This window comes from Streptomyces viridochromogenes DSM 40736 (assembly GCF_000158955.1).
Classification (GTDB): Bacteria; Actinomycetota; Actinomycetes; order Streptomycetales; family Streptomycetaceae; genus Streptomyces; species Streptomyces venetus.
The window spans coordinates 4,834,236-4,858,025 of record NZ_GG657757.1 but is presented as its reverse complement, the minus strand read 5'-3'; the positions used below and the strand labels follow the sequence as shown (position 1 = coordinate 4,858,025).

Sequence of the window (23,790 nt, the reverse complement as noted above, 5' to 3'; positions counted from 1 at the left end):
CCCTCGCGGGATCAGCTCCAGCAACTCCGGGCCGTCGAGGAACAGCGCGGCGGTGCCACCCAACCCGCCTGTCCGCCGCACCAGTTCGGCGTCGCCCACAGGCCGGTCCCGGCCCCTTTTCCGGGCGGCGACCGTGCCGCCGGGCGAGCCGTACGGCCGCTACGTCCACGGCCGCGGGAAGCGTCTAAACCAGACGTTCCGTTGTTGGCTCACCTCGACCAGCCCCAGGTCTGCGCACCGGGCGGGATCTTCACAGCGCCTGCGTCGCGGCGCCTGCGCACCTCACCAGACACTCGGGAACCTCTCGAACAGGTGCGTGCCTCCACCCGCATCGTCGCATCCCGACGCCACATCCCGCCCGGCATTTCTTCACCACGCCCCCTCACCTCGCGCGAGCACGCCACCGCCACCGCGCCCGGCCTTCCCGCACTCCGCCGCCGACGGCGACCATCGAGGCGCCGTTCCCGACACCCGGCGACGACGGCGCCCCCTACGGGACCGCGCCGCGCCCTGCCCCGAGCAAGAGAAAACCCCAGGTCAGCAACCAGCTGACCTGGGGTTTCAATGGAGCCGCCTTCGGGATTCGAACCCGAGACCTACGCATTACGAGTTGTCTGATCTTGGTCCGCACTTGTCCACGGGCATCCAGACACTTCAATGTCCACAGCTCAGAGCTGCATTCGCACACCCAGGGACACCACCGGACGGCTCCGGAAACCGCTGCAAGTGAGACCGCATCTGAGACCAGTGGCATTGCGCCAGGGTCCCATCAACTACGCCGCGTTCCAGGCCTGTTGTCAGTGCCCACCTCTATGGTTCCTGGCAGGACTGCCGAGTAGAGGAGGAACCATGACCGAGGAGCCTCACAGGAAGTACGACAACACGACCATTGCCGCGCTCATGACCTTAGCGAGGGGCGGCTGCTACGCCCCCCGCTGTGGAGCGCCGACAGTGCGCATCATCGACGGCAAGCCCGTTCTCAACCTGGACATCGCTCACATTCGCGCCCTAAAGGCAGGCGGCAAGCGGTACGACCCCTCGTGGAGCGTGGAAGAGAGGAACAGCTTCGCCAACCTGCTGCTGTTGTGCAATGTGCACCATAAGCGCGTGGACGGCACGGACGGCGAGGAGTACACCGTTGACATCCTTGAGGGATGGAAGCGTGTTCGCGAAGCCGAGGGGCAAGACGCCCTAGCAGGGTTGAGCGGACTGACCGAAACTCGGCTGGTCACGATGATCCAAGAAGCGCAGGCACAGTACGTTGATCGGCTTGCTCCGGTGCTGGGCACTCTCGCGGACCGAGTACCGGAGTTGTCGTCTCTCCTCAAGGTCCTGAAATCTGATCTCGAGCGCATGCAAGGACGTTCGCCAGGCATTTCAGAGGACACGGCCTGGATGGTCTATGAGGCCAGCCGTAACCTGGCACACCTCCAGGACAACGCCCCCTTGCTGATGGACGCGGGGGACGACCTCGCGCACCTGCAAGACAACATCCAGTTGCTGGTCTCCGCCGCTCAGACCCTGGCACGCGTGGTAGATCTACCAACAGCCCTCAACAACGCAGCCGACAACATCCAGAGTGCTGCGGCTTCTCTCTCGGACGCCAGGAGGTACTGAGCAAGGCAGGTACCGGACCCCGACCTACACACCCTGCAAAGGGTCAGCAGCATGGGCCCTTTCCGGACGTTGTCAAAATGCCTCAGTGCATCAGGGCCAAGTTGGGCAGACTGGCACGTGGAAGGAAGCCGCCCTATGCGCCATCTGGCGCTGAACTGGGGGAACTTGTGATCGTCCGGCATTACCTAGGCGAAGATGGCGAACTGGCCCAGCACCTTACCCGCCAGCTGAACACTCCACTGGATTGGCCAGAGGACGTAGGGCTGAACACCGAACACGTCGCGGGGATCGCATCGGCGGCGGCCTGTGACGTCGCCTACAACCAAGCGGCCAACGGCCATCTGGTGGACCTCTTCGCCGCGCTCCCTCTGCCGGGTACCCCCGAAGGGCGTGAGTTCTGGGATGCGCTGCGGCGTGTTGGAGGTGATGCTGCTATGTACGTTGATCCCGCCAACGCAGGTGGCCCTTTCTTCAAGTACCTGATCGACGGAAACGAAGGAGGCATCGCCGGCCGCGTCCTCAGTTTCCTGGGAGCCCTCGACGAGCAGCAGCGCGATGCCGTGGCTGAAGTGATCGGCGGCGCACTGGACCACAACACGTTCGTAGCAGGTGGTCGCTACCTCGGAAAGCTGTGGCTGCGTGACGCTGAGACCTCTGCCTGGCACGTGCTGCTTGCCAGCCGGCGAACGTACGAGACTGAGGACGATCGCAATCGATTCTTTGAAGCATGGGGAAACGCCTAAGCGGTGTGGGGCTGACGACCCACCACACCTCAGCCCGATAGACGCCTCGCTGCCCCCGTCCTATTAGATCAAGGTGGGGCATGCCTCTGCCACTCCTTGGGCTACACACTTCTGGAAGATGACGGTGATCGGTCGCTCTACTGCCCGGGGACGGCCTATCGGTCAAGCACCGCTTAGTGTCTCGGCCAGAGCAGCTACATGCCGACGTGCCGCAACTCCTTTGTGAGCCCCAGCCTCAATCGCGGCAGGCAACCATGCTGCTCCTTTGGCGACCCCAAGAGTTGGGGCAAATCGCTCCAACTCCCCAACACGCACAGCCACGATACCCATCGCGTCGAGTTTCGCAAGAAGTCGCTCCGCTGCTTGTGCAGCCTGCCCCCTAAAAGCCAACTCTCCGTACTCCTTCAAGCTCGACCAAGGGCTTTCCTTCGAGCGGATTTGCGCGGAGAAGTCTCGCTTTACCTCAGCCGTAAAAACCTCCCCCTCCCTGCCTGAGAAAATTCCATTCAGCGCCGAAAGGACCTGCCCAATAGTCACCTTATCGCGTGACTGGCGGAATGAAACAGTAGCCAGAGCGTAGTCCTGATCAATATCCTGCCAGTCTTCTCCAAGCGAACCCACGATCGCCTTGATCGTTTCACGGTTGTTCAAAACATCCAGATCTGGACTTACCGCCACGGGCACATCAACTGATCGAAGGACCCTGGCAAGTCGAGGCATTCCGGCCTTTCCACCACTTGGAACGAAGAGAACATCACCGGGAGGGAAAGGTAGGCGGATATCCGAGGCGGCCGCCTCTAGGGCTGCCGCGTAGAAACGACAATCTCTGTCACCCTCCGCAAGGACAACAAGCCGATGAAAAAGCCCGTCGAGCACATTAGAATAGCGCAGAACTGGATCATTCCAAATTTTTCTCAAATCATCAGAATCGAGCTGCCGGGCAATAGTTTCATCCTCGGTCGACCTATCTAGCCGGACAATCGATACATTCGCCTCCGATTCAAGGAGACCTGCAAGAAGGTTCCGGTCATGAGTGGCCAATATAATCTGAATCCCCTTGAGCCTTGCCTGCTCCCCGAGGATCTTTCCAATGGCGGCTGCCTGCGGCGGGTGCAGGAAGGCTTCGGGCTCATCGATGAAGACAATGGGATATGTGGACGTAACCAGTGGCGCTAGCAGTCCGATCAGACTTCTCATTCCGTCCCCCTGCATCATCAACTGCGGCAGGGAGGAGAGGGCGCTTAGATATTCCTTCGTGATGCGATCGATTGACGGCGCGGGAACATCAGTTTGCCCCACCCTGAGATTGACATTCTTGCTGAGGCGATCCAAGGTCAGAGGACGTCGGAAGACATTCAGGCTGATTCGATTTAGCTCCTCGAATATCTCATGGTCGTCCTGAAGAAGGTGGAGAGGTGATGTCGCAGGATCCGAAATGGAGTTCCTCTGCTCTGTCGCCTGCGCTCCATTAAGTCGACCCCATGCATCACCATAAAAGACAAGCAGGTTCTGAAGCTCCCCCATCCCGCGAGACAGGCCGGCCTGAAGTGTTTGCCGAACGGCAATCTCGTGAAAAGCCGTCCCGTTGAGAGGGTGAAAGAAGGTCCCGCTCTCACTTTCCGTCATCGGGGCATGCTCTTTCAGCCATGCCACCGCATCGTCGAGCGTGCCGGTCCTATCCATCTCAACTCGAAGTACCAAAGCCGGGTGCCCCAAGTTTGCCGCTTGTACACCCTGGGCTACATGCTGTCTGACTTGACGGAGAAAAGTCGTTTTCCCTGAGTTATTTGGACCCACAATGGCGGTAACGCCCGACTTAGGAAGCTCTAGTCTGGCGCCTGATGCCAACTCAACTCCCGTGATCGAAATCGAGAAGCTGCCCGAGTTGCCATCCGATCCAGTCGGGATACCCATGTTGGCCTCACAATTTCGAGATAGGTAACGGTTGACCTTTTTACCACCACAAACGGCGTTGTGAGTGGCGTTCGTGAAAATCGCCTGTCAACAGTCGGCAGAGGTGGTGTTCGCTCCTCTGATGCCCGCGTGAGCGCACTCCGCACGTTGGGATGAAGCACTCGACCCTGCACCCCACGCCGGGCCCTACACCTAGCGCTTCAGCGAGATGGGATGGCCGTCCGAGCTCTCCACGACGGTCGTGAGCCGTGGGATTCTTGAGGGGAGAGCATGGTCAAGCGGAGGGAGAGCGAGTGTCGCAGCAGGCCAACCCTCGGGGGACCTTCCTGAAAATCGCCGACACGCTGAAGACACGGATCGAGGCGGAGCCGGACATGACGGAGCTTCCGGCTGTTTCTGAGGTGATGAGCGATCACAAGGTCTCGCGTGGGGTCGCGCTCCGCGCGTTCGCTGTGCTGAAGCAGGAAGGTGTGGCCGAACCAGTGCCGGGCGGACGGTGGCACGTCGTGCGCGCTGGGGTGAATCACGACCGGCGCCCGCTCGAACAGCGGATCGCGGACGTCATCACAGCTGACGGGCTCGAAGTGGGGCAACCATTCCCCAGCGCCTCCGCGCTGGCCGGACGGTTTAGGGTCTCGCGACCCACGGTAACCAAGGCCCTGGAAAAGTTGGAGGCAGCCGGCGTGCTGGCGGGGGGCGGACAGGGCAAGGTACGGACGGTCCGCGCCGTGCCAACTCGAGAGGAGCGTTCGTAGCTTGCCGAAGTTGACGGAGTGGGCCTATCCCCTGGCTGAGTCCCTGCTCGCTGAGCCGTTGCCGCGGCGGTGGAAGCACTGTCTTGGGGTCGCCGAGCGGGCCCGCACGATCGGGCTCGTTCTCGACCAGGACGCCGACCTGCTGGAGGCCGCAGCGGTCCTGCACGACATCGGCTATGCGCCGGACCTGGCCAAGACGGGCTTTCACCCGCTGGACGGCGCGCGCTACCTCCGGGATGTGGCCGGCGCCGACAAACGGGTCATCAACCTCGTCGCTCACCACTCCTGCGCCTGGATGGAGGCGGATGCACGCGGTATGCGCGAGGAACTGGAGGGCGAGTTTCCTCGCGAGAGCGCGCACCTGAACGATGCGCTCTGCTACTGCGACATGAACACCACGCCGGACGGCACGTCCACGAACCCGGTCGACCGGATCAATGAGATCGCCGGGCGATACGGGCCGGACAGCCTGATCGGGCAGTTCATCCGCCGGGCCGAGCCGGAGATCCTGGCCTGCACTTCCCGCGTGCTCGAACGCGTCGCCGCCGCCAAGCGTCAGCCGATGTAGGGAGTCGTGCGCGCCCCGTCCATGGCGTGCTCGATCCGGAGCCGCATCGTGGGGTGCACGTCCAACGTCGTCAGGTCCGCTGGGTCGACCCAGCGGACCTGAGTCGTCTCGTTGCTCGTACGGAGTTCACCGCCGACCGGCCGCGCGCGAAAGCAGATGCTGAACTGCTGGCGCACCTCGCCGTCGTCGTACTGCATCACGTGTCCGGGGTCCGTGTAGAGCCCGGACACGTTGACGACCTCCGCCTTGATTCCGGTCTCTTCCCAGACTTCGCGCACAACGGTGTTGCTGATCGACTCCCCCACGTCGTGACCACCACCGGGCAGTGCCCAGCGCCCGTTGTCGGAGCGCTGAATCATCAACACCTGTCCCGCGTCGTTCTGCACGAACGCGACGACGGACGGCACAACCGAGTTGGCCGGCGGGGCATCGGGGTCGTGCAGGTAGTCGATACGTCCCATGGTTCAGACTCCCGTGATACTTGCTGTGTCCTGCTCGGTGATCGGGCGGGCGTTCTCCCAGGTGTGTTCGATGCTATTCGCGTACGTGTCGAACATGCCGCCACCAGGCAGACGGCGCAGATGAAGGACGGGCGCCATGAAGGCGCCGATGCCGTAGACATGAGGGTTCACCAGCATCTCGTCGTCGGCCCGGTAGATCGAGTTGTAGAGCGTCGAGTCGTGCAGCCGGAAGCCGATGTCCGGATGGCTCCGCATGAGGGCGCGGTAGTGGAGCAGGGCATTGCGGATCTTGCCGCCCATGATCTGGTGGCCCTCGTCGATGCCGCGCTGGCGTACGGCAGCGCACTCGGGGTCGCCGAGCAGGATGCGCACCTGGGCTCCGGCTTCTACCTTTGCCTTCACCAGGTCATGGAACAGCGGGTCCTCGGAGAGGAACAACCCGGAGTAGACGAGCACGTCCAGGTTCCGCTCAGCGCGGCCGTAGAGCTCTCGCCAGAGCCCTGGTGGCACCGTATGGCGGTGCGGGTAGACGGTCACTATCTCGGCTTTGGACAGGTCCGCCGCGCTCTCGATGGTCCGGCCGTCTTCCCAGATCGTTGTCACGTCAACCTTGAGCGCTGTCGCTGTCGCGTACTGGTGACGCCGGTACGGCACCTTCCCTTGCGTAATCCAACGCTCGACCGTCTTCGGGATGACGCCGATCTCTTCGGCCAGGTCCTGAACAGTCATGCCACGCGCTAACAGAGCCGACCTCAAGCGCTCGTTGGACATCTACACCCCCTGAGGGACTTGTAGGGACTTCTTGAGCGTAGTCAGCGCTCCCCAAGGTTTCCAAGAGTGCGGTTACGAACGCCCCTGACCTGCGGCGATTCTGATGGTGCGCCAAGAAGTCCAGGCGCGAAGAACGAGAGGTTCCCTCGACGTACTTGACGGACCCTCATGCAGTACCTGTAAAACAGGTACTGCAACGGCCGAACGCAACACCTCGGCCGGAAGGCGGCTTCATGCCGCATGCGCAGAAGGCGGGGACGCTGCAATCCCGCTGAAGGCCAGGCAGAACAGGGTTTCGGCCCGTACTGGCGAGGTGGCCCGGCGACCGCGAGCAACGGCCGGAGGGTGGGGACGTGGTCCCCCTTGCAGTGCTTCACCCCTGTTGACCTCGGCAGAGAGGCATTCCAGTGCATCGACGAAGACTTTGGGCGCCGCCGTGACGGATCGGCCGGCGGGCGCCAGTACGTCATCCAGGTCCGCGAGCGGAACGCACGCTCACGGCCGAACCGGTCCGCTCTCTACCTGCCATCGCAGCGGCTAGCGCTGCGGCCGGTTGCCTCCCTCGCCCGTCCGGGCCCGCGTACCGCGCGGGGGCCGTACGGGCGGGGCGCGGGGAGCCGAGACGTTCCCGGCTTCAACGGCAAGCGGCCCCCGGGGTGCCACCCGGGAGCCGCGTTCGGGCCGTTCCACACTTCGAGAGGAACACGACCCATGAAGATTCTCCCCCTTCACCCGCTGTCCGACATCGACGCGACCGAGCAGGACCGCGAACCGACGGACGCGGAGCTGGACGCCATCGACGCCGAGATGCCCCTAATCCGCGCGGAGGTCGAGGAGCTGGACGTTCGGATCAGCCTCATGGACCGGCCGGTGACCGAGCTGGACGCGCGACGGCTGCGCCGGGCCCGCCGTAAGGTGCTGGCCGCGCGTCGCGAGCTCACGAACCAGACCCGCACGGTGACGGAGGTTGGGGCGTGAGCGAGAACCTGACGCTGGACAGCCTGGCCGTGCCGCTGCGGGCGCTGCGCCTGCTGGCCGTGGACTTCAGCCACCTCCCCGCGCCGGACGTCCAGGTGACCCCCATCTACCCGGACCGGCTGGAGCTGAGCTTCCACCGCGGCCTGCCGGACTTCGAGGTCTGGCGGGAGGCGCTGGACATCTCCCCGGACACGGTGGTCTACCGAGAGCAGAGCGACGGCCGGACGCGCGTGCTGAAGGCGTCCGCCGACTTCGCGGGCGCCACGTTGGAGTTGACCGGTTACAGCGACGCATGCGCCCCTGAGCGCGTAGGGGGTGCGGCGTGAACAGTGTTCAGACGCGTTCAGCGGAGCGCGCCCTGTCGGGCGGGACGTGGCTGATCGTGTGCGGGGCGATGCTGTACTCGATCCTCACCGTGACGCCGTTGATGGCCAAGCACACGGCCGAAGCGTGGGACTGGACGGCGCCGATCCTGCCGCTCGTGGTCGACGCGGCGGTGGTCATCGTGGTCAAGCTCGATGATGTGCTGGCCCGTCTGGGCGGGCACGGCGGGCGCTGGCCGATCGTGCTGCGGTGGATGACCGGCCTGATGACGCTCGCGCTCAACACGGCTGACTCCGCGCTGAAGAAAGACCTGGTCGGAGTTGCCGTCCACTCCGTGGCGCCGCTGCTGCTGATCGTCACAGCGGAAACCAGTCTGGCCTACCGGCGAGCCATCGCCGCCGCCGTGGCGGCCCTGGAAGCCAAGCAGGCAGCCGAGCGGGAGCGGCGGGAGCAGGCGGCCCGGGAACGAGCCGAGCAGGCCCGCGCGGAGGCCCGCGAGGAGCGCGAGCACGCCGCGCAGTTGGCGCGTGAACAACGTGAACACGAAGCCCGCATCGCTCGAGAGCAGGCTGAGCGGGAAGAGCGGCAACGGCGCGAGGAGCGGGAAGCCCGGGAGCGGGCCGAGGCTGCCGAGCGGGAGGCTCGTGAACGCCGTGAACGCGAGCGTGAACAGCGTGAACAAGAGCGGCTGAGGCATGAACAGCAGGCCCGGCAGCGGGCCGAAGCCGAGCAGCGCGAGCGCGCCGAGCAGGCCGAGCGTGAACGCCGTGAACGCGAGGAGCGGGCTGAGCGTGAACGCGCCGCGCTGCTGAAGCGAGGCCCGGCTGAGGTGAAGTTGCCGGAGGACGAGGCGCGCCGGATCGTGGCCGCCGCGTTCACGTCGGGCCTGTCGGTGCGCCAGGCGGCGGAGCTGTGCAGCTGGTCGGTCGGCTGGGTGTCCGCGCGCTATGCCGAGCTTCGCGACCCCGGCGCCGGCGGGGCTGAGCTGGCCATCGCGGGCAACTGATGGCCGGCATCCCCACCTACCGGTGGCGGTTTGCCCCTGACGGTTTGGCCACGCGCCGCCAACTGAGGGCCCTTGGGCTGCGACCGGGAGGCCAGGACGTGGCCGCGCAAGTGGAGCGTCCGCGCCGCCGCCGTGACCCGCTGGTCGCCTACCTCTACCGCATCGAGCAGGCCAAGCCGGTCAGGCCGATGACGCCCGCGAAGTGGGCGGCCCTGGTCAAGGCCAACGCCGCCCGCCGCATGTGCCCGCAGTGCCACGCCGACGCGGGCTACGTGATCCCCGTATCGCTCGGGATGTGTGCGCCTTGCGCCTACCCGGCCGACGAACAGCGCGCCGCCTGAATCCCTTCGTCTCCTGGGAGTTTCGCTGTGTCCAGCCGTACTCGTACCCGCGCTTCGAAGAGGGCCGCGGGCGTCCACACCGTCCAGATTCCGCGTCAGCGCGGCCGCCGGGGCGCGCAGCCGTTCGTGGTCGTTGTCCCGGAGCGTCCGTCACTGACCCGTGAGGCGTTCGGTTTCCTGGCCCGCTTGCTGTGGAAGCACCGTCGTGCCATGGCGCCGCTCACCCTCGCCACGGTCGCGCTGCCGGTCACGGCGCTGCTGCACTGGTGGGCGTGGTGGTCGGGCCTGCTGCTCGCCCCGCTCGCCGTCGCCCCGCTCACCTGGCTGGCCTTCGCGCTGCTGCGCCGCCGCGCCGGCCGCTCGGTGCTGCTGTGGCGGATCGGTCTCGCCACGGGCGGCACGTCCGCGCTGGCCTGGCTGGCCCTGGCCGCCGGGTTCGGCCCGACGGCCGGTCCGCTGCCCGTGCTGTGGCTGCTGGTCACGCTGGCCGTTCAGACGGCGTGGCTGGCCATCCGCCGCAAGGGCTGAAGGGGGCGGGCTGTGTTCGGCACGCGCCGCGCCGCCCTGCTGGACCGCTCGTGGGCCCTCGGCTCCCGAGCGGTCCGCCGGGTGAGCGCCCTCGTTTACGCCGTCTCGGGTCAGTCCCGTTGGCGGCCTACCGACCTGTACGCCGCAACCGTCACGGCACGGTTCGCGGCATCCCACCGGCTCATCGAGCAGGCCGCCGACGCGGTCGACGACGGATGGACCGTCGACCACATCGCCACGTCACGGCTGCTCGGTCGGTCGCTCGTCTTCGAGGAGGACGACACATGAGCACCCCCACCAACGGCGCCCCGCCCAACGGCGCCCCCTCGGGCGGGCCGAAGCGGCACACCCACAAGGAACGCACCTACAACGTCAACTTCGGCGCGAACACCGGTGGCAACCCGGGCGGGAACGCCGGGTTCAACGGCGACAGCGGTGGGGGCGGTGCGTCCGACCGACACCAGGGCGACCGCCTGATCCACATGATCGAGCGGATCGAGATCCGCAGCGACAAGGACATCATCGCCATGGCCAAGGCCATCAACCACCTTGGGCGCGAGCTGTACCTGATCCTCGGCATGCGCGCCGAGGAGCTGAACGGCGTGCTCTCGCAGTACAAGGGCAAGTGGTACACCTTCGGCGCACAGTCCCGGATCAAGGCCCGGCTGGTCTCCGCACACCTCAAGGTCAGTGCGGAAGCTGCCAAGGCGCTCGGGGTCGGCGCCCTGAAGATGGCACACGCCTTTGACCGGCACTTCGTCAAGCCGGAGCAGGAGGCCAAGCAGAAGCGCAACGGCAAGCAGGCCCGCCCGACGTTCACGATCGGGGAGGACTGATGGCCCGCCGCGACCGCGACAACACCTCCGCCGTGCGCGGCTGGGACGGCCAGAACGGCTACGCCCTGGCCACCATGCCCACCGGCCGGAGCGGTGTCCTGTCCACCATCGGCAACCACCTCGCCGCGAAGGCCGCGCCCTACCTGCCGCCCTGGATCGGCGCCGCCGCCCTCCCCCCGGTCGCCGGATGGGGGGTCAACGAGATGTGGGGCGATTCCGCGCTGTCCGCCGGTCTCGCGTCCGCCGGCATGGGGGCGGGCGGGGTCCTGCTGTCCGCCGTGACATGGGCGGTGGCCGGTGGCACCAACAAGTTCCGCCGCTTCCGCCGCGTACAGGCCACCGCGAGCGTGGCCGCGGGCATGGGCTGGCTGACCTGCTCGGTCTCCGCCGGGCCGTTCGGCCACCCCATGACAGACCTGTGGCTACTCGGGGGCGGGCTGTTCGCCGCGTCGTGGAACGTGCGCCAGATCATGCGCGACGCCCACGACGAGACCGAGGAGACCGAGACCACCGGACTGGGCAAGCTCGCCGAAGCCATCGGCCTGGAGAAGGTGCAGGTCAAGAACGCGCGCGGCAACGGAAAGGGCATGGTCAGTGCCGACGTGGTCGTACCGCCCGGCAAGACCATGGAGGACGTCCAGAGCGCCGCGCCGAAACTCGCGGCGGCCCTGCACGTCCCGCCGTCCGCAGTCACCGTCGACCGCAACCCGGACAACGCCGCCCGCGGCACCTTCTCCGCCCGCGTGGCCGACCTGCTCAAGGACGGCGTCCCCTTCCGCCCGCCGGCCGAACTCGGCCTGCTGCCCACGGAGCCGATCCCGGTCGGCCTGTACGCCGACGGCGAGGTCTGGTCGATCAACCCCTTCCTTGCCGAGATCCTTCAGCACCTGCTGGTCATGGGCGTCACCGGCTCGGGCAAGTCGGAGTTCGCCCGTACGGTGCTCGCCCACCTGATGACCCGGCGGAAGCTGTCGGTGTGGCTGATCGACCTGTCCAAGGGCGAACAGACGGTCGGGCACATGGCCGAAGGGCTGGACTGGTTCGTCGACAAGAATCGCGGCGGACAGCGTGAGGCGAAAGCCCTGCTGCGCTGCCTGCCGGAAGTGATCGCGGCGCGTGGCACGGAGCTGGCCAACGAGGGGCTCGACCAGTGGACCCCGGATTCGAAGCTCAACGCCATGGTGGTCTGGATCGAAGAGGCGGCCGACGTGGCCGACTTCGAAGTCCTGGACAAGATCGCCCGTGCTGCCCGGTCGGTCGGCATCTGGCTGGTCGTCAGCCTCCAGCGCGCGTCCTGGAAGAACGTGTCCACCGACGTGCGTGCCAACCTCCAAGCCGCCGCGTGCTTCGGCGTCGACGACGCCGCCGACGCCGGGTTCTGCCTGCCCGACCGCGTCACCGAATCCGGCGCTATCCCGGACTGGGGTGCGGACCGGCCCGGCTACGCCTACGCCACCGGCATGAACATCCCCGCCAAGCGGTGGACCACCGAAGTGCGCGGCTCCCTGACCAAGACGGTCAAGGAGCAGATCCGGGAAATGGTGCTCGCCGCCGCCGCGGTCCGCGACCCGCTGGACGACGTGTCCGCGCGGGCCGCCGGTCTCGCCTACGAACGGCGCACCCACCACGGCACCAACCGCACCAACGCCCCCGACACCGCGACGGCGCCCGCCCTGCTGCACGCCGTTCCCGCCCCGGCACCAGAGTGGAACGACAGGGAGGACGACGACATCGACGCCGTCGACCCGGCCGTAGAGGAGGCCGCCGCCATGGAACTGCAGGACGCCTATGACGACGTGATGTCCCACATCCCGGCGGACCCGGAGCCTGACGCCGATTACGCCCGTCTCCGCCTGGAGGACGACGTACCCGACGCCGACCCGGACACGGACCTCACCTTCGAGCAGACCGCCCGGCCGTCCACCGAGGAGGCCCGCGCAACCCTGTACGGCCAGATCGACGCATGGGCCGCACAGGACCGGCTCACCTTCGAGCCCGGCGACCTGATCCCCGCGACGGTGGCCGCCGGCCGCTCCCGCCCGTGGCTCCAGGGTGAGCTGAAGAAGCTCACCGAACAGGGCGTCCTGCAGCGCGACGGACAGGGCGAGTACACCATCGTCCGCCCGATCGCCGTCGCCGCCTAGCACTACCCACCGTGACGCCCTGACTGTCAGGGCCGCGCTCTGACTCTGACAGTCAGGGCGCGGCCCGGCCTATAGAGAAGTCAGGGATTTACGGCCTGACATCACGCCTGACACCCGTTTCTGACTGTCAGAGCCTGCCCTCTGACAGTCACGATCCGTGATCGGAGAACCGGCCGTGACCCACCCTCTTGAGCCCTACCGAGAGCCCACCCCGGACACCGCGATGCAGCCCTTGCAGACCCCCGCGCAGGGGCCGGTGGAGCTGTACGCCGAACGCGTCCCGGTCGTCTGGGTCCCGGACGCCTACGGCCGCATGGTGCCCATGCCCAAGCACCTCGCCCCGCCGCCCATGCCCGTCCCGGAGCCGCGCGACCTGACCCCGCTGCCGCTGCTCGACCCCGTCGCCCAGCGCTTCCTGGGGGCCGGTCTCGGGGGCGGCGCCCTCGCCGCCGGAGCCGGATACGGCGTGAGCGAAGTCGTCAACGCCGCCGCCGGGTTCGGCTCCGGAGCCGCGATGTGGATCGCCCTCGCCGTCCTCGCCTGGCGCCTGCCCGGACGCGTCGCCAACGACAGGAACGGCAGCACGGTCAACATCCGCAAGGCCGTCATCAAGCGCAGCCACTTCCACGGCTGACAAGGAGATCAAATGCGACTGCGCATCCAGCGCGCCACGTGGCCGCGCAACGCGCTGATCCTGACCGACACGCCCCGCCCCGACTGCGCCGACTGTGACGGCGTGGGCGGCACCGAGCACCACTACGGCGACCACGACACCGGCGAGTACGCGGGCACCGACTGGGAGCCCTGCACCTGCTGGAACGAGGACCGCCGCTGGTTCCTGCTGCCCATCCCCCGCCGCCCCCGCTGGCTGTACCGGCACCGGCAGGACCCCGATCCGTGGGCGCCCAACGGATACAGCGACGAACCGCCCTTCTAGCTACGCCAAGGGCGGCCCTCACCTCACGCCAATGAACGCGGGGCCGCCCTTGCCAGCCAGAACCCGTCAAGGAACTGGAGACACCCAGCATGACGCAACCCACCGACGTCCGGCGAGCCCTCAGCCCCCCGGACGTCCTGACCGCCGATCTGGCCTGCCTGCCCCTGCTCGCTTCCGCACTGTTGCCGGCAGAGCGCGGCTGGCCGGTCATCCCCCTGCTCCCCAACGCGAAGCGGCCGGCCGGGCACCCCGAACGGGCCTGCCCCGGCACCGGCCGCTGCGCGAGCGGGCACCGCAAGCCCGAGCAACGCGCAACCACCAACCCCGAGTTGATCCGCGCCACGTGGGCAACGCGCCCCTACAACGTGGGGATCGCGACCGGCCCGGCCGGGCTGCTCGTTATCGACCTGGACGTGTGCAAGCCCGAAGAGCCGAAAGGAGCGCCTGACGGCGCAACTTCCCTCAAAGCGCTCTGCGAGCGCACCGGCCACACCGTCCCCGCCACCTACCGGGTGCGGACCGCACGTGGTGGTGAGCATCTGTACTTCACCGCCCCCGCCGGGATGCGGCTGAAGAACAGCGCGAACCGTCTCGGGCCGCACATCGACACCCGAGCGTGGGGTGGATACGTCGTCGCCCCCGGCAGCACGACCCCCGACGGGGCCTACGAGGTGAACGACGAGGCGCCCGTGGCTCCGCTCCCCTGGTGGCTGGCCGCACTGCTCACCGAGCATCCCAAGCCCGCCGTCGTGGAACTGGCGCCCGTGCGGGACGGCACCCGCGCCGCACAGGTGGCGCTGGAACGCGAATGCGCGGTCATCGTCTCCGCGACCGAGGGCGGACCGGAGGGCCGCAACAACACCCTGCACCGAAGTGCCTGCAAGGTCGCACGGTTCGTCGCATGGGGCCACCTCCCGCGGCACGTGGCAGAGCAGGCAATCCAGGCGGCGGGGGAGGCCACCGGCCTGCCGCCGGCCGAGTGCCGCACGACCATCCGCAGCGCCATGGAATGGGTCATCACGCATGCCACCCCACGGCAGGCAGCCTCATGACCGGCCCCAACTCCCCCCACCTGGACTGCCCCACCGCCACCACCCCCGGCTCACACACCGCTCCACAGCCTGTGGGCCATGCGGCCGTGGGCGAGCCGAAAGGCGCCGCCCGCAAGGGCGTCGTCACCGCCCTTCGCTCGAACCGGTTCCCGGCCAGCCCGGGAACCGACCCGACACCCCACGCCCCCGGTATCCGGATCTTCGCTCCGCCCACCTACCGGCACCCCGACGACGGCGCCCGCTGGTCCACCCGACCCGGCGCCCTGCCCACCGCCGCCTACGCATGCCCCTGCGGCCAGACCGCCACCGCCACCGGCCCCGGCCACGTGGCCGCCCTGGTCACCGAGTACGACGCCCACCGATCCGCCTGCACCGGTGCTCCCGCCGCACCCACCGAAAGGAGGAACGCCGCATGACCGACAGCAACCAGGCCGCCGCCCCGTCCATTGACGGCGCCGCCCTGCTCAACGAGGTCGAAGCGTTCCACCGCCGTTTCAACGTCTTCCCGACCGAAGCCGCCTACGTCGCTGTCACCCTGTGGGACGCGCACGCGCACCTGCTGGACGCGTTCGAGTCCACCCCGCGTCTGGCATTCCTCTCCCCTGAGCCGGGCTCCGGCAAGACCCGCGCGCTGGAGATCTGCGGAACCCTGGTCCCGCAGCCCATGGTGGCCGTCAACGCCTCCCCCGCCGCCCTGTTCCGCGCGGTGTCCGGGATGGAGGACGGACGGCCCACGATCCTCTTCGACGAGATCGATACCGTCTTCGGCCCCAAGGCCAAGGACAACGAGGAACTACGCGGCCTGCTCAACGCCGGACACCGGCGAACCGGCGTCTCGTACCGGTGCGTCGGGGACGGTGGCAACCAGAGCGTGCAGGCCTTCCCCTCGTACGCCGCGGTCGCCGTCGCCGGTCTCGGCTGGCTCCCGGACACGATCCTGACCCGCTCGGTCATCATCCGCATGCGCCGGCGGGCCCCCAACGAAACCGTGGAATCCTTCCGCAGCCGCATCCACGAACCGCAGGGCCGCGCCCTGCGCCAGCAACTCGCGGTCTGGGCGGACACCGTCCGCGACCAGGTGCAGGACGCTTTCCCCGAGATGCCCGAGGGCGTCTCGGACCGGCCCGCAGACGTGTGGGAACCCCTGCTCGCCATCGCCGACGCGGCCGGAGGTGACTGGCCGGAGCGTGCCCGCGAAGCGTGCGCCGAGCTGGTCGCCGCCGCCACCGTCGGGGACAAGGCATCCCTGGGAATCCGGCTGTTGACCGACCTGCGCGACGTGGTGTTCAACGGCGCCGACCGGATGCCCACCGCGCAGATCCTCGCCGCCCTCAACGCCCTGGACGAAGCGCCCTGGGCCGACATGGGCGGCAAGCCGCTCGACTCCCGGCAACTCGCCAAGCGACTCGGGGAGTACGTCACCGCAGACAACACCCCGATCAAGGCCCGCAACATCCGCACCGGGGCGGGGGTCGTCAAGGGCTACTACGCCGCGGACCTTCACGACGCGTGGAAGCGCTATTGCCCCACGCCGACGGAGTCCGCTACACCCGCCACCACCACCGACTGACCACCACCTGACCAGCGGAAACGGCGTAGCGGCTGTTACCCACGTAACCCGCTACGCCCCCGCTACAGACACCGCAGAACCGCTACAGCCCCCGAGCGCGTAGCGGACCCATCCGCTACATCCCTCGCAACCGCTACGCCGGAAACCCGCTCTGACCTGCGGCGTAGCAGCCGTGGCGCATGTAGCGGACTTCCAGGCAAGGGGGTCCGCCCCAAGAGTCTCCGATCAGGAAGGCAGTCTCCATGAGCACCGCGCTCCCGCCCTCCGACCAGTTGCTCTACACCCCGACGGAAGCCGCCACGGTTCTCCGGTTCGGGCGCTCCACCGTCTACGAGCTGATGGCCGAAGGGGTCCTGAGGTACGTCAAGCGGGGTCGTTCCCGCCGCATACGCCGCAGCGACCTTGAGGCGTACGTCAACGCCCTCGAACCGGTCTCCCACTGATCAATCCACCCCCACAAAGGCGCCCCCGGACAACACGTCCGGGGGCGCCTTCCGTATGGAGGAGCACGTTGAGTCCCCGCAAGCCGAACATGGAATCGTCCATCTACCTCGGTAGTGACGGCTGGTTTCACGGCCGAGTCACCATGGGCGTCAAGGACGACGGCTCGCCCGACCGGCGTCACCGCCGCGCCAAGACCGAGACCGAGATCAAGCGCAAGGTCCGCGAGCTGGAGGACCTCCGCGACAGGGGCCGCGCCCCCAAGGCCGGCCGGAAGCCGACCGTTGCCCAGTGGATGACCACCTACCTGACCGACATCGCGAGCCTGAAGCTCAAGCCCCGGTCCCTGGACGACTACTGGTCCAAGACCCGGAACGACATCATCCCCGGCATCGGCCAGCATCGAATCGACAAGCTCCAGCCGGAACACCTGGAGCGGATGTACCGCGTCATGCTCGATGAGGGACACGCGCCGTCCCACGTGCTCAAGGTGCACCGCATCCTGTCTCGCGCCCTGAAGATCGCCCACCGCCGCCGGATGATCGTCGAAAACGTGGCCACCCTCGTTGACCCGCCCACGGTCGACGAGACCGAGGCGAACCCGTTCACCACCCAAGAGGCCAAGGCATTCCTGGAGGCCGCAGCGAAGCGCCCCACCTTCATGCGCTGGTGCGTCGGCGTCGGCATGGGCTTCCGACAGGGCGAGACCCTGGGCTTGAGGTGGCCGTACGTCGACTTCGACAACGAGCTATTCCGCCCCGAATGGCAGCTTCAACGCCTCACATGGCGGCACGGATGCAAGGATCCACACGCGTGCGGCGCGAAGTTCCACCGGTTCGAGCCGTGCCCGCCCGACTGCTCGCCCCACAAGGGCTACAAGCGCGGTTGTCCGAAGCCTTGTCCGGAGGGCTGCACGAGTCACGCCCGCGCATGCCCCGACCGCAAAGGCGGTGGCTTGGTCTTCACACGGCCCAAGACCAAGAAGAGCCGGGACGCCGTGCCCATCCCGCCGCCCTTCATCCCCTACCTGCGCGAGCACCAGACACAGCAGGAAGAGGCACGCGCCGAGGCAGGAGACGAGTGGGAGGATCACAAGCTGGTCTTCACCCGCCCGGACGGTCGTCCCCTCGACCCTCGCCAAGACTGGGAAGAGTTCAAGGAGCTCTTGGCAGAAGCCGGGATCGACGACCGGCGCCTGTACGACGGGAGCCGTCACACCGCCGGCACGATCCTGAATGAGCTCGGGGTGGACATGCCGACCATCATGGAGATCCTTCGGCACACCCAGATCAGCCAGACCCGGCGGTACGTGAAGGGCAGATCGCACCTCTCGAAGGACGCGATGCGCCGCATGGGAGACACGTTCATGCCCCGCCTGGAACCCGTAACTGAGACCAAGACTGAGACCACGAACAGCCGCGCGGCACGCGCACAACGTCGACGCCGTATCCGCTGAACAAAAGAACCCAGCTCAGACACCGTCTGAGCTGGGTTTCAGTGGAGCCGCCTTCGGGATTCGAACCCGAGACCTACGCATTACGAGTGCGTTGCTCTGGCCATCTGAGCTAAGGCGGCGCGCTGTCCGCACTATGGTGCGATCAGCAACGACGGTAAGTCTACACAGTTTCGCAGGGTGCTCCGTACCAGCCCCGGAGGTGGGTCCTCCGGGGCTGGGAGCAGGGCTTATGAGCAGCGCTTTCCGTCCTGGGGAGGGGTCCCGCGGAGGAGGTAGGCGTTGATCGTGCGGTCGATGCAGGAGCTGCCGCGGCCGTACGCCGTGTGACCGTCGCCCTCGTAGGTGAGGAGGCGGCCCGAGGAGAGCTGGCCGGCCAGGGCCCGCGCCCAGCGGTACGGGGTCGCGGGGTCGCGGGTGGTGCCGACCACCACGATGGGCGCCGCGCCCTTCGCCTCGATGCGGTGCGGCTCGCCTGTGGCGTGCACGGGCCAGTACGCGCAGTTCAGGGCGGCCCAGGCGAGGCCCTCACCGAAGACCGGGGACGCCTTCCGGAACGCGGGGAGCGCCCTGCGCACCTCGTCGGGGGTGTCGAAGGCGGCCGGCAGGTCCAGGCAGTTCACCGCCGCGTTGGCGAACATCAGGTTGCTGTAGCGGCCGTCGGCGTCCCGCTCGAAGTAGCTGTCCGAGAGGACGAGGAGCCCGGAGCCGTCGTTCTTCTTCATCACGGACGTCAGCGCCTCGCGCAACTGCTGCCACGCGCCCTCGTCGTACATGGCCGCGATCACGCCGGTGGTGGCGAGCGACTCGGTGAGGCGGCGGCCGTCGGCGTCGCCCGTGCGCACCGGCCGCGCGTCCAGCTTCCCGAAGAACGCCTTGAGGTTACGGCCGACCTGCTCCGGCGAGGTGCCCGCCTTGCCCAGCGGACAGTCGGTCCGGCGCACGCAGTCCTTCGCGAACGACCGGAACGCCGTGTCGAACCCGGCGGTCTGTTCGAGGTTCAGCCGCCGCGCGGGCAGCGACGGGTCCATCGCGCCGTCCAGCACCAGCCGGCCCGCCCGGCCTGGAAAGAGACCGGCGTACGTCGCCCCGAGGAAGGTGCCGTAGGAGGCGCCGACGTAGTTCAGCTTCTCGTCGCCGAGCGCCGCCCGCACGATGTCCATGTCCCGGGCGGCCTCCACCGTGGACACATGGCGCAGCAGCCTGGGCGAGTCGGCGCCGCAGCCCTCGGCGAACGTCCGGTACGCCGCGACCAGCCCGGTGGTCTCCTTCTCGTCGTCGGGCGTGATGTCCGTCCGGGTGTACCTGTCCATGCCCGGCCCGTCCAGACACGTGACGGGCTCGCTGCCGGCCACGCCGCGCGGGTCGACCGCCACCATGTCGTAGCGGGCACGGACCTCGGCCGGGTAGCCGATGCCGGCGTACGACTGCACGTAGCCGATCGCCGAGCCGCCCGGCCCGCCGGGTTCACCAGCAGCGAAGCCAGCCCCTTCCCGGGGCCGGTGCCTTCTTTCGGGCGACGGCGAACCGGACGTCGCCCGGCGACGGTTTGGTGTAGTCGAGCGGTGCCTTGACGGTGGCGCACTGGAAAGCCGGGGACGCCGCAGCCGCGCCAGGCCGGCTTCTGGCTGTAGTACGGCTTGAGCGCCGCCGGTGTGGACGGCGGCAACGCGACCAGTACCGCCGCCTCCGCCGCGGCCGCCGCGGTGGCGGACGTCGACGGGCTCCCGGAGGAGCACGCGGAGACGAGCAGCGCGGCCGTGGCGAGGAGACCGGCCGCGGTCCTGGCCCCGCCACGGGTCCTGCGGTGGGCGCCGCCGGAGCCTGCGCGGCGAGGTACGGGGCCGGGGATCGCGCCGGAGGCGGTGCTGTGGGTGCGCCTTGTGTCCATCCAGCGAGCGTAACTCTGGGCGACGGGATGGACGCCCTGCGTGCGTGTCGTGCCTCGTATGGATTACGAGGTCATCCCCTGTGTGCCAGTCGGACGGGGGCCGGGCTGCTGCTCAGCCGGCTCTGAGCGCCATGGTCATCGCCTCCACGGCCAGCAGCGGTGCCACGTTGCGGTCGAGGGCGTCGCGGCAGGCGGCGATCGCCTCGATACGGCGGAGTGTGGCCTCCGGGGAGCTGTCGCGGGCGAGCCGCTCCAGGGCGTCCTCGGCGTCCGCGTTGGCGATGGCCACGCGTGAGCCGAGCTGGAGGGCGAGGACGTCGCGGTAGAAGGCCGTGAGGTCGGTCAGGGCGAGGTCGAGGCTGTCGCGCTGCGTTCGCGTTCTGCGGCGCTTCTGCTTGTCCTCCAGGTCCTTGATCACGCCCGCCGTGCCGCGGGGCATCCGGCCGCCCTGGGCCGCGCCGAGGGCGGCCTTCAGCTCCTCGGTCTCCTTGGCGTCCATCTCCTCCGCGAGCTGCTTGGCGTCCTCGGCGGCCGCGTCGACGAGCTCCTGGGCCGCCTTGAGCGCTCCGCCGATCTCCCCGACCCGCTGCGGCAGCCTCAGCACGGCGGCGCGGCGCTCGCGCGCGGCAGGGTCGGTGGCCAGCCGGCGCGCCCGGTCCACGTGGCCCTGGGTGGCGCGGGCCGCCGCGGCGGCGACGTCCGGCTCGATGCCCTCACGGCGTACGAGCATGTCGGCGACGGCGTCGACCGACGGCGTGCTCAGGTTCAGGTGGCGGCAGCGGGAGCGGATGGTCGGCAGGACGTCCTCGATGGAGGGGGCGCACAGCAGCCAGACCGTGCGCGGGGCCGGTTCTTCCACGGCCTTCAGGACGGCGTTGGCCGACTTCTCGTTCAGCCGCTCGGCGTCCTCGACGAGGATGATCTGCCAGCGGCCGTTCGCCGGCGAGGTGAACGACTTGCGGACGGTGTCGCGCATGTCGTCGGCGAGGATCTGCGTGCCGACCGCGGCGACGGTGGTGACGTCGGCGTGGGTGCCGACCAGGGCGGTGTGGCAGCCGTCGCAGAAGCCGCAGCCCGGGGCACCGCCGAGGGCCCGGTCGGGGCTGACGCACTGCAGCGCCGCCGCGAACGCCCGCGCCGCCTGGTTCCGCCCCGCCCCGGGCGGGCCCGTGAACAGCCACGCGTGCGTCATCTTCGACGCCTCGGGCGGCGGGGTGCCGGCGGTGGCCGCGGTGACCAGGGCATCGGCGTCCCGAGCGGCAGCGCCCAGCTGCTCGCTCACCCGCTCCTGCCCGACGAGGTCGTCCCACACGGTCATGGGTCACGCCGCCCTTTCCTCAGGTCCGCGTCTGCGGACCGTACTGCCGCTGCGAGATCCATTGTGGGGCCGACCACTGACAACCGGGGAACGGCCCGTCGCGGGGCACCGGGCCGGGGCCGGGTGCGGGGCCGGGCCGGGTCTCTGGCGGGGGCCGCTCGCCCCGAGCCGCCGCCGGATCCGGGCAGAGGCCGTGCCGGCCACCCGGCAGAGGCAGAGGCCAGTCACCGGCAGAGCCCAGTCGCCGAACACGGCTAGTAGCCGGACAGTGGCCGGCCACCGGAGGCCCGGCCCCCCGGTGGCCGGCAGCGGCCTCAGCGGCCCCGGCCCCGGCCCTTGCCGCCGCGGCCCCGCCCCTCGTCCGGCTCGTCCTCGTGCGGTCCCAGCAGTTCGTCCGCCAGGGAGGGCAGGTCGTCCAGCGGCGTCTCCTCGGCCCAGTCGGAACGCCGGCGGGGCCTGCCCTCGGCGTCCAGCTGGGGCAGCTCACGCGTACGGTCGTCGGTGCCGTCGGGGCGGGTGGCCGGGGCGTCGTCGCGGAAGTAGCCGGGCGGCACCCGGTCCGCCGGTCCGTCGCCGCGCACCGGCGGCAGGACGGCCGTCTCCTCGGCGTCCCCCGGCCGGACCGGAGGCAGCACGGCCGTGTCGTCCGCCGCACCGGGAGGAAACGTGGGCAGGACCTCAGTCCTGTCGTCGGTCCCGGCGTCGCTCCTGCCGCCAGTCCTGCCGTCCTCGTCGTCCGCCTCAGGGCGGACCGGCGGCAGCACCGCCGTCTCGTCCCCCGCACTCGGCGGAACCGGCGGCTTCGGCAGCTCGGCGGTCCGCTCGGCCTCGGACCTGCCCGGGGTCCGGCCGGGGGCGTTCTCCGGCGACACCACCGGCGTCGGGACGGTCGCGTCGTCCGGAGTGGGCGACGGACGGGACGAACGCCGCGACCCGGAGTCCGGAGCGGAACTCTTCGGCCCGGCCTCCGCCGCCGCGGCGGCCGCCTCGGCGAGACGCCGCGCCTCCTCGGCCCGCAGCAGGGCCTCCTCGGCCTTGTGCTGCTTCTCCAGGCGGAGCGCCTCGGCCTCGGCACGCAGCCGGGCCTCCTCCTCGGCCTGCTTGCGGCGCCGCTCCTCCTCGACCCTGCGCCGGGCCTCCTCCTCGGCGCGGGCCTTCTCCTCCGCGAGAAGACGCGCCCGCTCCTCCTCGGCCTTCCTGGCCGCTTCCTCGGCCCGCCGCCGGGCCTCCTCCGCCTGCCGTTCGGCCTCGCGCCGCTGCGCCTCCTCCAGCTCGCGCCGCTTGCGCTCCTCTTCCTCGGCCCGCAGCTTCGCCAGCTGTTCCTGGCGCTCGCGCTCCAGGCGCTCCTCCTCGGCCTTGCGGGCGGCCTCTTCCTCGGCCTTCCGGCGGGCCTCCTCCTCGGCCTTGCGCCGCGCCTCCTCCCGGGCCTCGATCTCGGCCTCGGACAGCGGCAGCACCTGATCGAGCCGGTGCCGGATGACGGTCGTGACGGCCTCGGCCTCCTGGCCAGCATCCACCACCAGGTACCGTCCGGCGTCGGCCGCGGCCAGGGTCAGGAAACCGGCCCGCACGCGCGCGTGGAACTCCGCGGGCTCCGACTCCAGCCGGTCCGGCGCCTCCGTGAACCGCTCGCGCGCGGTCTCCGGCGCGACGTCCAGCAGGACGGTCAGATGCGGCACGAGCCCGTTCGTGGCCCAGCGGTTGATCCGGGCGATCTCGGTCGGCGACAGGTCACGGCCCGCCCCCTGGTAGGCCACGGACGAGTCGATGTACCGGTCGGAGATGACGACCGCGCCGCGCTCCAGGGCGGGCCGTACGACGGTGTCGACGTGCTCGGCCCGGTCGGCCGCGTACAGCAGCGCCTCCGCGCGGTGCGACAGCCCCGCGCTGGAGACGTCCAGCAGGATCGACCGCAGCCGCTTGCCCACCGGCGTCGCGCCGGGCTCGCGCGTGAGCACGACCTCGTGGCCCTTGCCGCGGATCCACTCGGCGAGCGCCTCGGCCTGCGTGGACTTCCCGGCGCCGTCGCCGCCCTCCAGGGCGATGAAGAAGCCGGTGCCCGCGGGCGCCTGGTCCGTTTTCGTCGCCGCGCAGCAGCGTGTCTTGCAGGTCCTGCCGCAGCGGCACGCCGGAACGGTCGTC

25 protein-coding genes, 1 tRNA gene and 1 pseudogene are annotated in these 23,790 nt (G+C 69.0%); 20 read left to right on the top strand and 7 right to left on the bottom strand.

Annotated elements, in window-relative coordinates; all coding sequences use genetic code 11:
* Window positions 1-849: 849 nt before the first annotated feature.
* Both SSQG_RS21460 and SSQG_RS41455 read left to right on the top strand, forming a co-directional pair.
* Window positions 850-1,617 carry an HNH endonuclease gene (locus SSQG_RS21460; protein ID WP_003991930.1) on the top strand — a complete coding sequence of 256 codons (768 nt, stop codon included), beginning with the start codon at window positions 850-852 and terminating at the stop codon, window positions 1,615-1,617.
* Window positions 1,618-1,784: 167 nt separating this feature from the next.
* Window positions 1,785-2,360 (top strand): hypothetical protein, encoded by a 576-nt coding sequence (locus SSQG_RS41455; protein ID WP_003991929.1) that lies wholly within the window; start codon window positions 1,785-1,787, stop codon window positions 2,358-2,360.
* 162 nt (window positions 2,361-2,522) lie between these two features.
* On the opposite strand, the gene SSQG_RS39430 is transcribed toward SSQG_RS41455, so the two are convergent.
* On the bottom strand, window positions 2,523-4,274 hold the full coding sequence (locus SSQG_RS39430; protein ID WP_003991928.1) for an ATP-dependent nuclease: 1,752 nt from the start codon (window positions 4,272-4,274) through the stop codon (window positions 2,523-2,525).
* 293 nt (window positions 4,275-4,567) lie between these two features.
* Here SSQG_RS39430 and SSQG_RS21450 point away from each other — a divergent pair, with 293 nt between their 5' ends.
* Window positions 4,568-5,029, top strand: a complete 462-nt coding sequence (locus SSQG_RS21450; RefSeq protein WP_003991927.1) for a GntR family transcriptional regulator — start codon at window positions 4,568-4,570, stop codon at window positions 5,027-5,029.
* 1 nt (window position 5,030) lies between these two features.
* Window positions 5,031-5,597: an HD domain-containing protein gene (locus tag SSQG_RS21445; RefSeq protein WP_039933319.1), complete on the top strand. Its 567-nt coding sequence runs from the start codon at window positions 5,031-5,033 to the stop codon at window positions 5,595-5,597.
* Here the strand turns inward: SSQG_RS21445 and SSQG_RS21440 are convergent.
* Together SSQG_RS21440 and SSQG_RS21435 are read right to left on the bottom strand one after the other, a co-directional pair.
* Entirely contained in the window at window positions 5,585-6,058 is a 474-nt protein-coding gene (locus SSQG_RS21440) for an NUDIX domain-containing protein (RefSeq protein WP_003991925.1), read from the bottom strand. The two genes, SSQG_RS21445 and SSQG_RS21440, sit on opposite strands and share 13 nt — an antisense overlap.
* A gap of 3 nt (window positions 6,059-6,061) precedes the next feature.
* Window positions 6,062-6,829 (bottom strand): transcriptional regulator, encoded by a 768-nt coding sequence (locus tag SSQG_RS21435; protein ID WP_003991924.1) that lies wholly within the window; start codon window positions 6,827-6,829, stop codon window positions 6,062-6,064.
* Window positions 6,830-7,540: 711 nt separating this feature from the next.
* Here SSQG_RS21435 and SSQG_RS21430 point away from each other — a divergent pair.
* The 15 genes from SSQG_RS21430 (at window position 7,541) to SSQG_RS21360 (ending at window position 18,442) form a co-directional block, all read left to right on the top strand.
* Window positions 7,541-7,807, top strand: coding sequence for a DUF6284 family protein (locus SSQG_RS21430; RefSeq protein ID WP_039933317.1), 267 nt, complete (start codon window positions 7,541-7,543; stop codon window positions 7,805-7,807).
* On the top strand, window positions 7,804-8,133 hold the full coding sequence (locus SSQG_RS21425) for a hypothetical protein (RefSeq protein WP_003991922.1): 330 nt from the start codon (window positions 7,804-7,806) through the stop codon (window positions 8,131-8,133). Before SSQG_RS21430 ends, SSQG_RS21425 begins: the two co-directional genes overlap by 4 nt.
* Window positions 8,130-9,137 (top strand): hypothetical protein, encoded by a 1,008-nt coding sequence (locus SSQG_RS21420; RefSeq protein WP_003991921.1) that lies wholly within the window; start codon window positions 8,130-8,132, stop codon window positions 9,135-9,137. The genes SSQG_RS21425 and SSQG_RS21420 overlap by 4 nt, the downstream gene beginning before the upstream one ends.
* Entirely contained in the window at window positions 9,137-9,478 is a 342-nt protein-coding gene (locus SSQG_RS21415; protein WP_003991920.1) for an RRQRL motif-containing zinc-binding protein, read from the top strand. The genes SSQG_RS21420 and SSQG_RS21415 overlap by 1 nt, the downstream gene beginning before the upstream one ends.
* Before the next feature lie 27 nt (window positions 9,479-9,505).
* Window positions 9,506-10,006: a hypothetical protein gene (locus SSQG_RS21410; protein WP_003991919.1), complete on the top strand. Its 501-nt coding sequence runs from the start codon at window positions 9,506-9,508 to the stop codon at window positions 10,004-10,006.
* A gap of 12 nt (window positions 10,007-10,018) precedes the next feature.
* Window positions 10,019-10,294 (top strand): hypothetical protein, encoded by a 276-nt coding sequence (locus tag SSQG_RS21405; protein ID WP_039933315.1) that lies wholly within the window; start codon window positions 10,019-10,021, stop codon window positions 10,292-10,294.
* Window positions 10,291-10,842: a hypothetical protein gene (locus SSQG_RS21400; protein WP_039933313.1), complete on the top strand. Its 552-nt coding sequence runs from the start codon at window positions 10,291-10,293 to the stop codon at window positions 10,840-10,842. Before SSQG_RS21405 ends, SSQG_RS21400 begins: the two co-directional genes overlap by 4 nt.
* Window positions 10,842-12,986 carry a hypothetical protein gene (locus tag SSQG_RS21395; RefSeq protein ID WP_039933309.1) on the top strand — a complete coding sequence of 715 codons (2,145 nt, stop codon included), beginning with the start codon at window positions 10,842-10,844 and terminating at the stop codon, window positions 12,984-12,986. The genes SSQG_RS21400 and SSQG_RS21395 overlap by 1 nt, the downstream gene beginning before the upstream one ends.
* A 175-nt stretch (window positions 12,987-13,161) precedes the next feature.
* The gene (locus tag SSQG_RS21390; protein WP_244299202.1) at window positions 13,162-13,620 is read left to right on the top strand and encodes a hypothetical protein; all 459 of its coding nucleotides are present in this window, start codon (window positions 13,162-13,164) and stop codon (window positions 13,618-13,620) included.
* Window positions 13,621-13,632: 12 nt separating this feature from the next.
* Window positions 13,633-13,923, top strand: coding sequence for a hypothetical protein (locus SSQG_RS21385; RefSeq protein ID WP_003991915.1), 291 nt, complete (start codon window positions 13,633-13,635; stop codon window positions 13,921-13,923).
* Window positions 13,924-14,012: 89 nt separating this feature from the next.
* Window positions 14,013-14,975 carry a bifunctional DNA primase/polymerase gene (locus SSQG_RS21380; protein ID WP_078506887.1) on the top strand — a complete coding sequence of 321 codons (963 nt, stop codon included), beginning with the start codon at window positions 14,013-14,015 and terminating at the stop codon, window positions 14,973-14,975.
* Between the two features lie 86 nt (window positions 14,976-15,061).
* Complete coding sequence (locus SSQG_RS21375) at window positions 15,062-15,391, top strand: hypothetical protein (RefSeq protein ID WP_039933307.1); 330 nt, start codon at window positions 15,062-15,064, stop codon at window positions 15,389-15,391.
* A complete protein-coding gene (locus tag SSQG_RS21370; protein WP_039933306.1) occupies window positions 15,388-16,545 on the top strand; it encodes a DUF3631 domain-containing protein in 1,158 nt (385 codons plus the stop codon). The genes SSQG_RS21375 and SSQG_RS21370 overlap by 4 nt, the downstream gene beginning before the upstream one ends.
* 242 nt (window positions 16,546-16,787) lie before the next feature.
* Window positions 16,788-16,988 carry a helix-turn-helix domain-containing protein gene (locus SSQG_RS21365; RefSeq protein WP_003991911.1) on the top strand — a complete coding sequence of 67 codons (201 nt, stop codon included), beginning with the start codon at window positions 16,788-16,790 and terminating at the stop codon, window positions 16,986-16,988.
* A 68-nt stretch (window positions 16,989-17,056) separates the two neighbouring features.
* Window positions 17,057-18,442, top strand: coding sequence for a tyrosine-type recombinase/integrase (locus SSQG_RS21360; RefSeq protein WP_039933304.1), 1,386 nt, complete (start codon window positions 17,057-17,059; stop codon window positions 18,440-18,442).
* A gap of 42 nt (window positions 18,443-18,484) precedes the next feature.
* On the opposite strand, the gene SSQG_RS21355 is transcribed toward SSQG_RS21360, so the two are convergent.
* Window positions 18,485-18,561 (bottom strand) — tRNA-Thr (locus SSQG_RS21355).
* A gap of 108 nt (window positions 18,562-18,669) precedes the next feature.
* Window positions 18,670-20,192 (bottom strand): annotated as a pseudogene (locus SSQG_RS21350) (alpha/beta hydrolase).
* Between SSQG_RS21350 and SSQG_RS42860 the strand changes: the two are divergent.
* Window positions 20,080-20,343 (top strand): hypothetical protein, encoded by a 264-nt coding sequence (locus SSQG_RS42860; protein ID WP_244299543.1) that lies wholly within the window; start codon window positions 20,080-20,082, stop codon window positions 20,341-20,343. The pseudogene SSQG_RS21350 and the gene SSQG_RS42860 sit on opposite strands and share 113 nt — an antisense overlap.
* 99 nt (window positions 20,344-20,442) lie before the next feature.
* Here SSQG_RS42860 and SSQG_RS21345 read toward each other — a convergent pair whose 3' ends face one another.
* A complete protein-coding gene (locus SSQG_RS21345; RefSeq protein ID WP_003991908.1) occupies window positions 20,443-21,648 on the bottom strand; it encodes a DNA polymerase III subunit delta' in 1,206 nt (401 codons plus the stop codon).
* A 314-nt stretch (window positions 21,649-21,962) separates the two neighbouring features.
* Window positions 21,963-23,790 (bottom strand): dTMP kinase (gene tmk / locus SSQG_RS42855; RefSeq protein ID WP_425314998.1); only part of this gene is annotated, 1,828 nt, incomplete at its 5' end.

Coding starts and splice junctions, on each gene's coding strand:
- SSQG_RS21460 (WP_003991930.1), top strand. CDS start 850: ATGACCGAGGAGCCTCACAGGAAGTACGACAACACGACCATTGCCGCG.
- SSQG_RS39430 (WP_003991928.1), bottom strand. CDS start 4,274: ATGGGTATCCCGACTGGATCGGATGGCAACTCGGGCAGCTTCTCGATT.
- SSQG_RS21440 (WP_003991925.1), bottom strand. CDS start 6,058: ATGGGACGTATCGACTACCTGCACGACCCCGATGCCCCGCCGGCCAAC.
- SSQG_RS21435 (WP_003991924.1), bottom strand. CDS start 6,829: ATGTCCAACGAGCGCTTGAGGTCGGCTCTGTTAGCGCGTGGCATGACT.
- SSQG_RS21430 (WP_039933317.1), top strand. CDS start 7,541: ATGAAGATTCTCCCCCTTCACCCGCTGTCCGACATCGACGCGACCGAG.
- SSQG_RS21415 (WP_003991920.1), top strand. CDS start 9,137: ATGGCCGGCATCCCCACCTACCGGTGGCGGTTTGCCCCTGACGGTTTG.
- SSQG_RS21400 (WP_039933313.1), top strand. CDS start 10,291: ATGAGCACCCCCACCAACGGCGCCCCGCCCAACGGCGCCCCCTCGGGC.
- SSQG_RS21395 (WP_039933309.1), top strand. CDS start 10,842: ATGGCCCGCCGCGACCGCGACAACACCTCCGCCGTGCGCGGCTGGGAC.
- SSQG_RS21385 (WP_003991915.1), top strand. CDS start 13,633: ATGCGACTGCGCATCCAGCGCGCCACGTGGCCGCGCAACGCGCTGATC.
- SSQG_RS21380 (WP_078506887.1), top strand. CDS start 14,013: ATGACGCAACCCACCGACGTCCGGCGAGCCCTCAGCCCCCCGGACGTC.
- SSQG_RS21370 (WP_039933306.1), top strand. CDS start 15,388: ATGACCGACAGCAACCAGGCCGCCGCCCCGTCCATTGACGGCGCCGCC.
- SSQG_RS21365 (WP_003991911.1), top strand. CDS start 16,788: ATGAGCACCGCGCTCCCGCCCTCCGACCAGTTGCTCTACACCCCGACG.
- SSQG_RS21345 (WP_003991908.1), bottom strand. CDS start 21,648: ATGACCGTGTGGGACGACCTCGTCGGGCAGGAGCGGGTGAGCGAGCAG.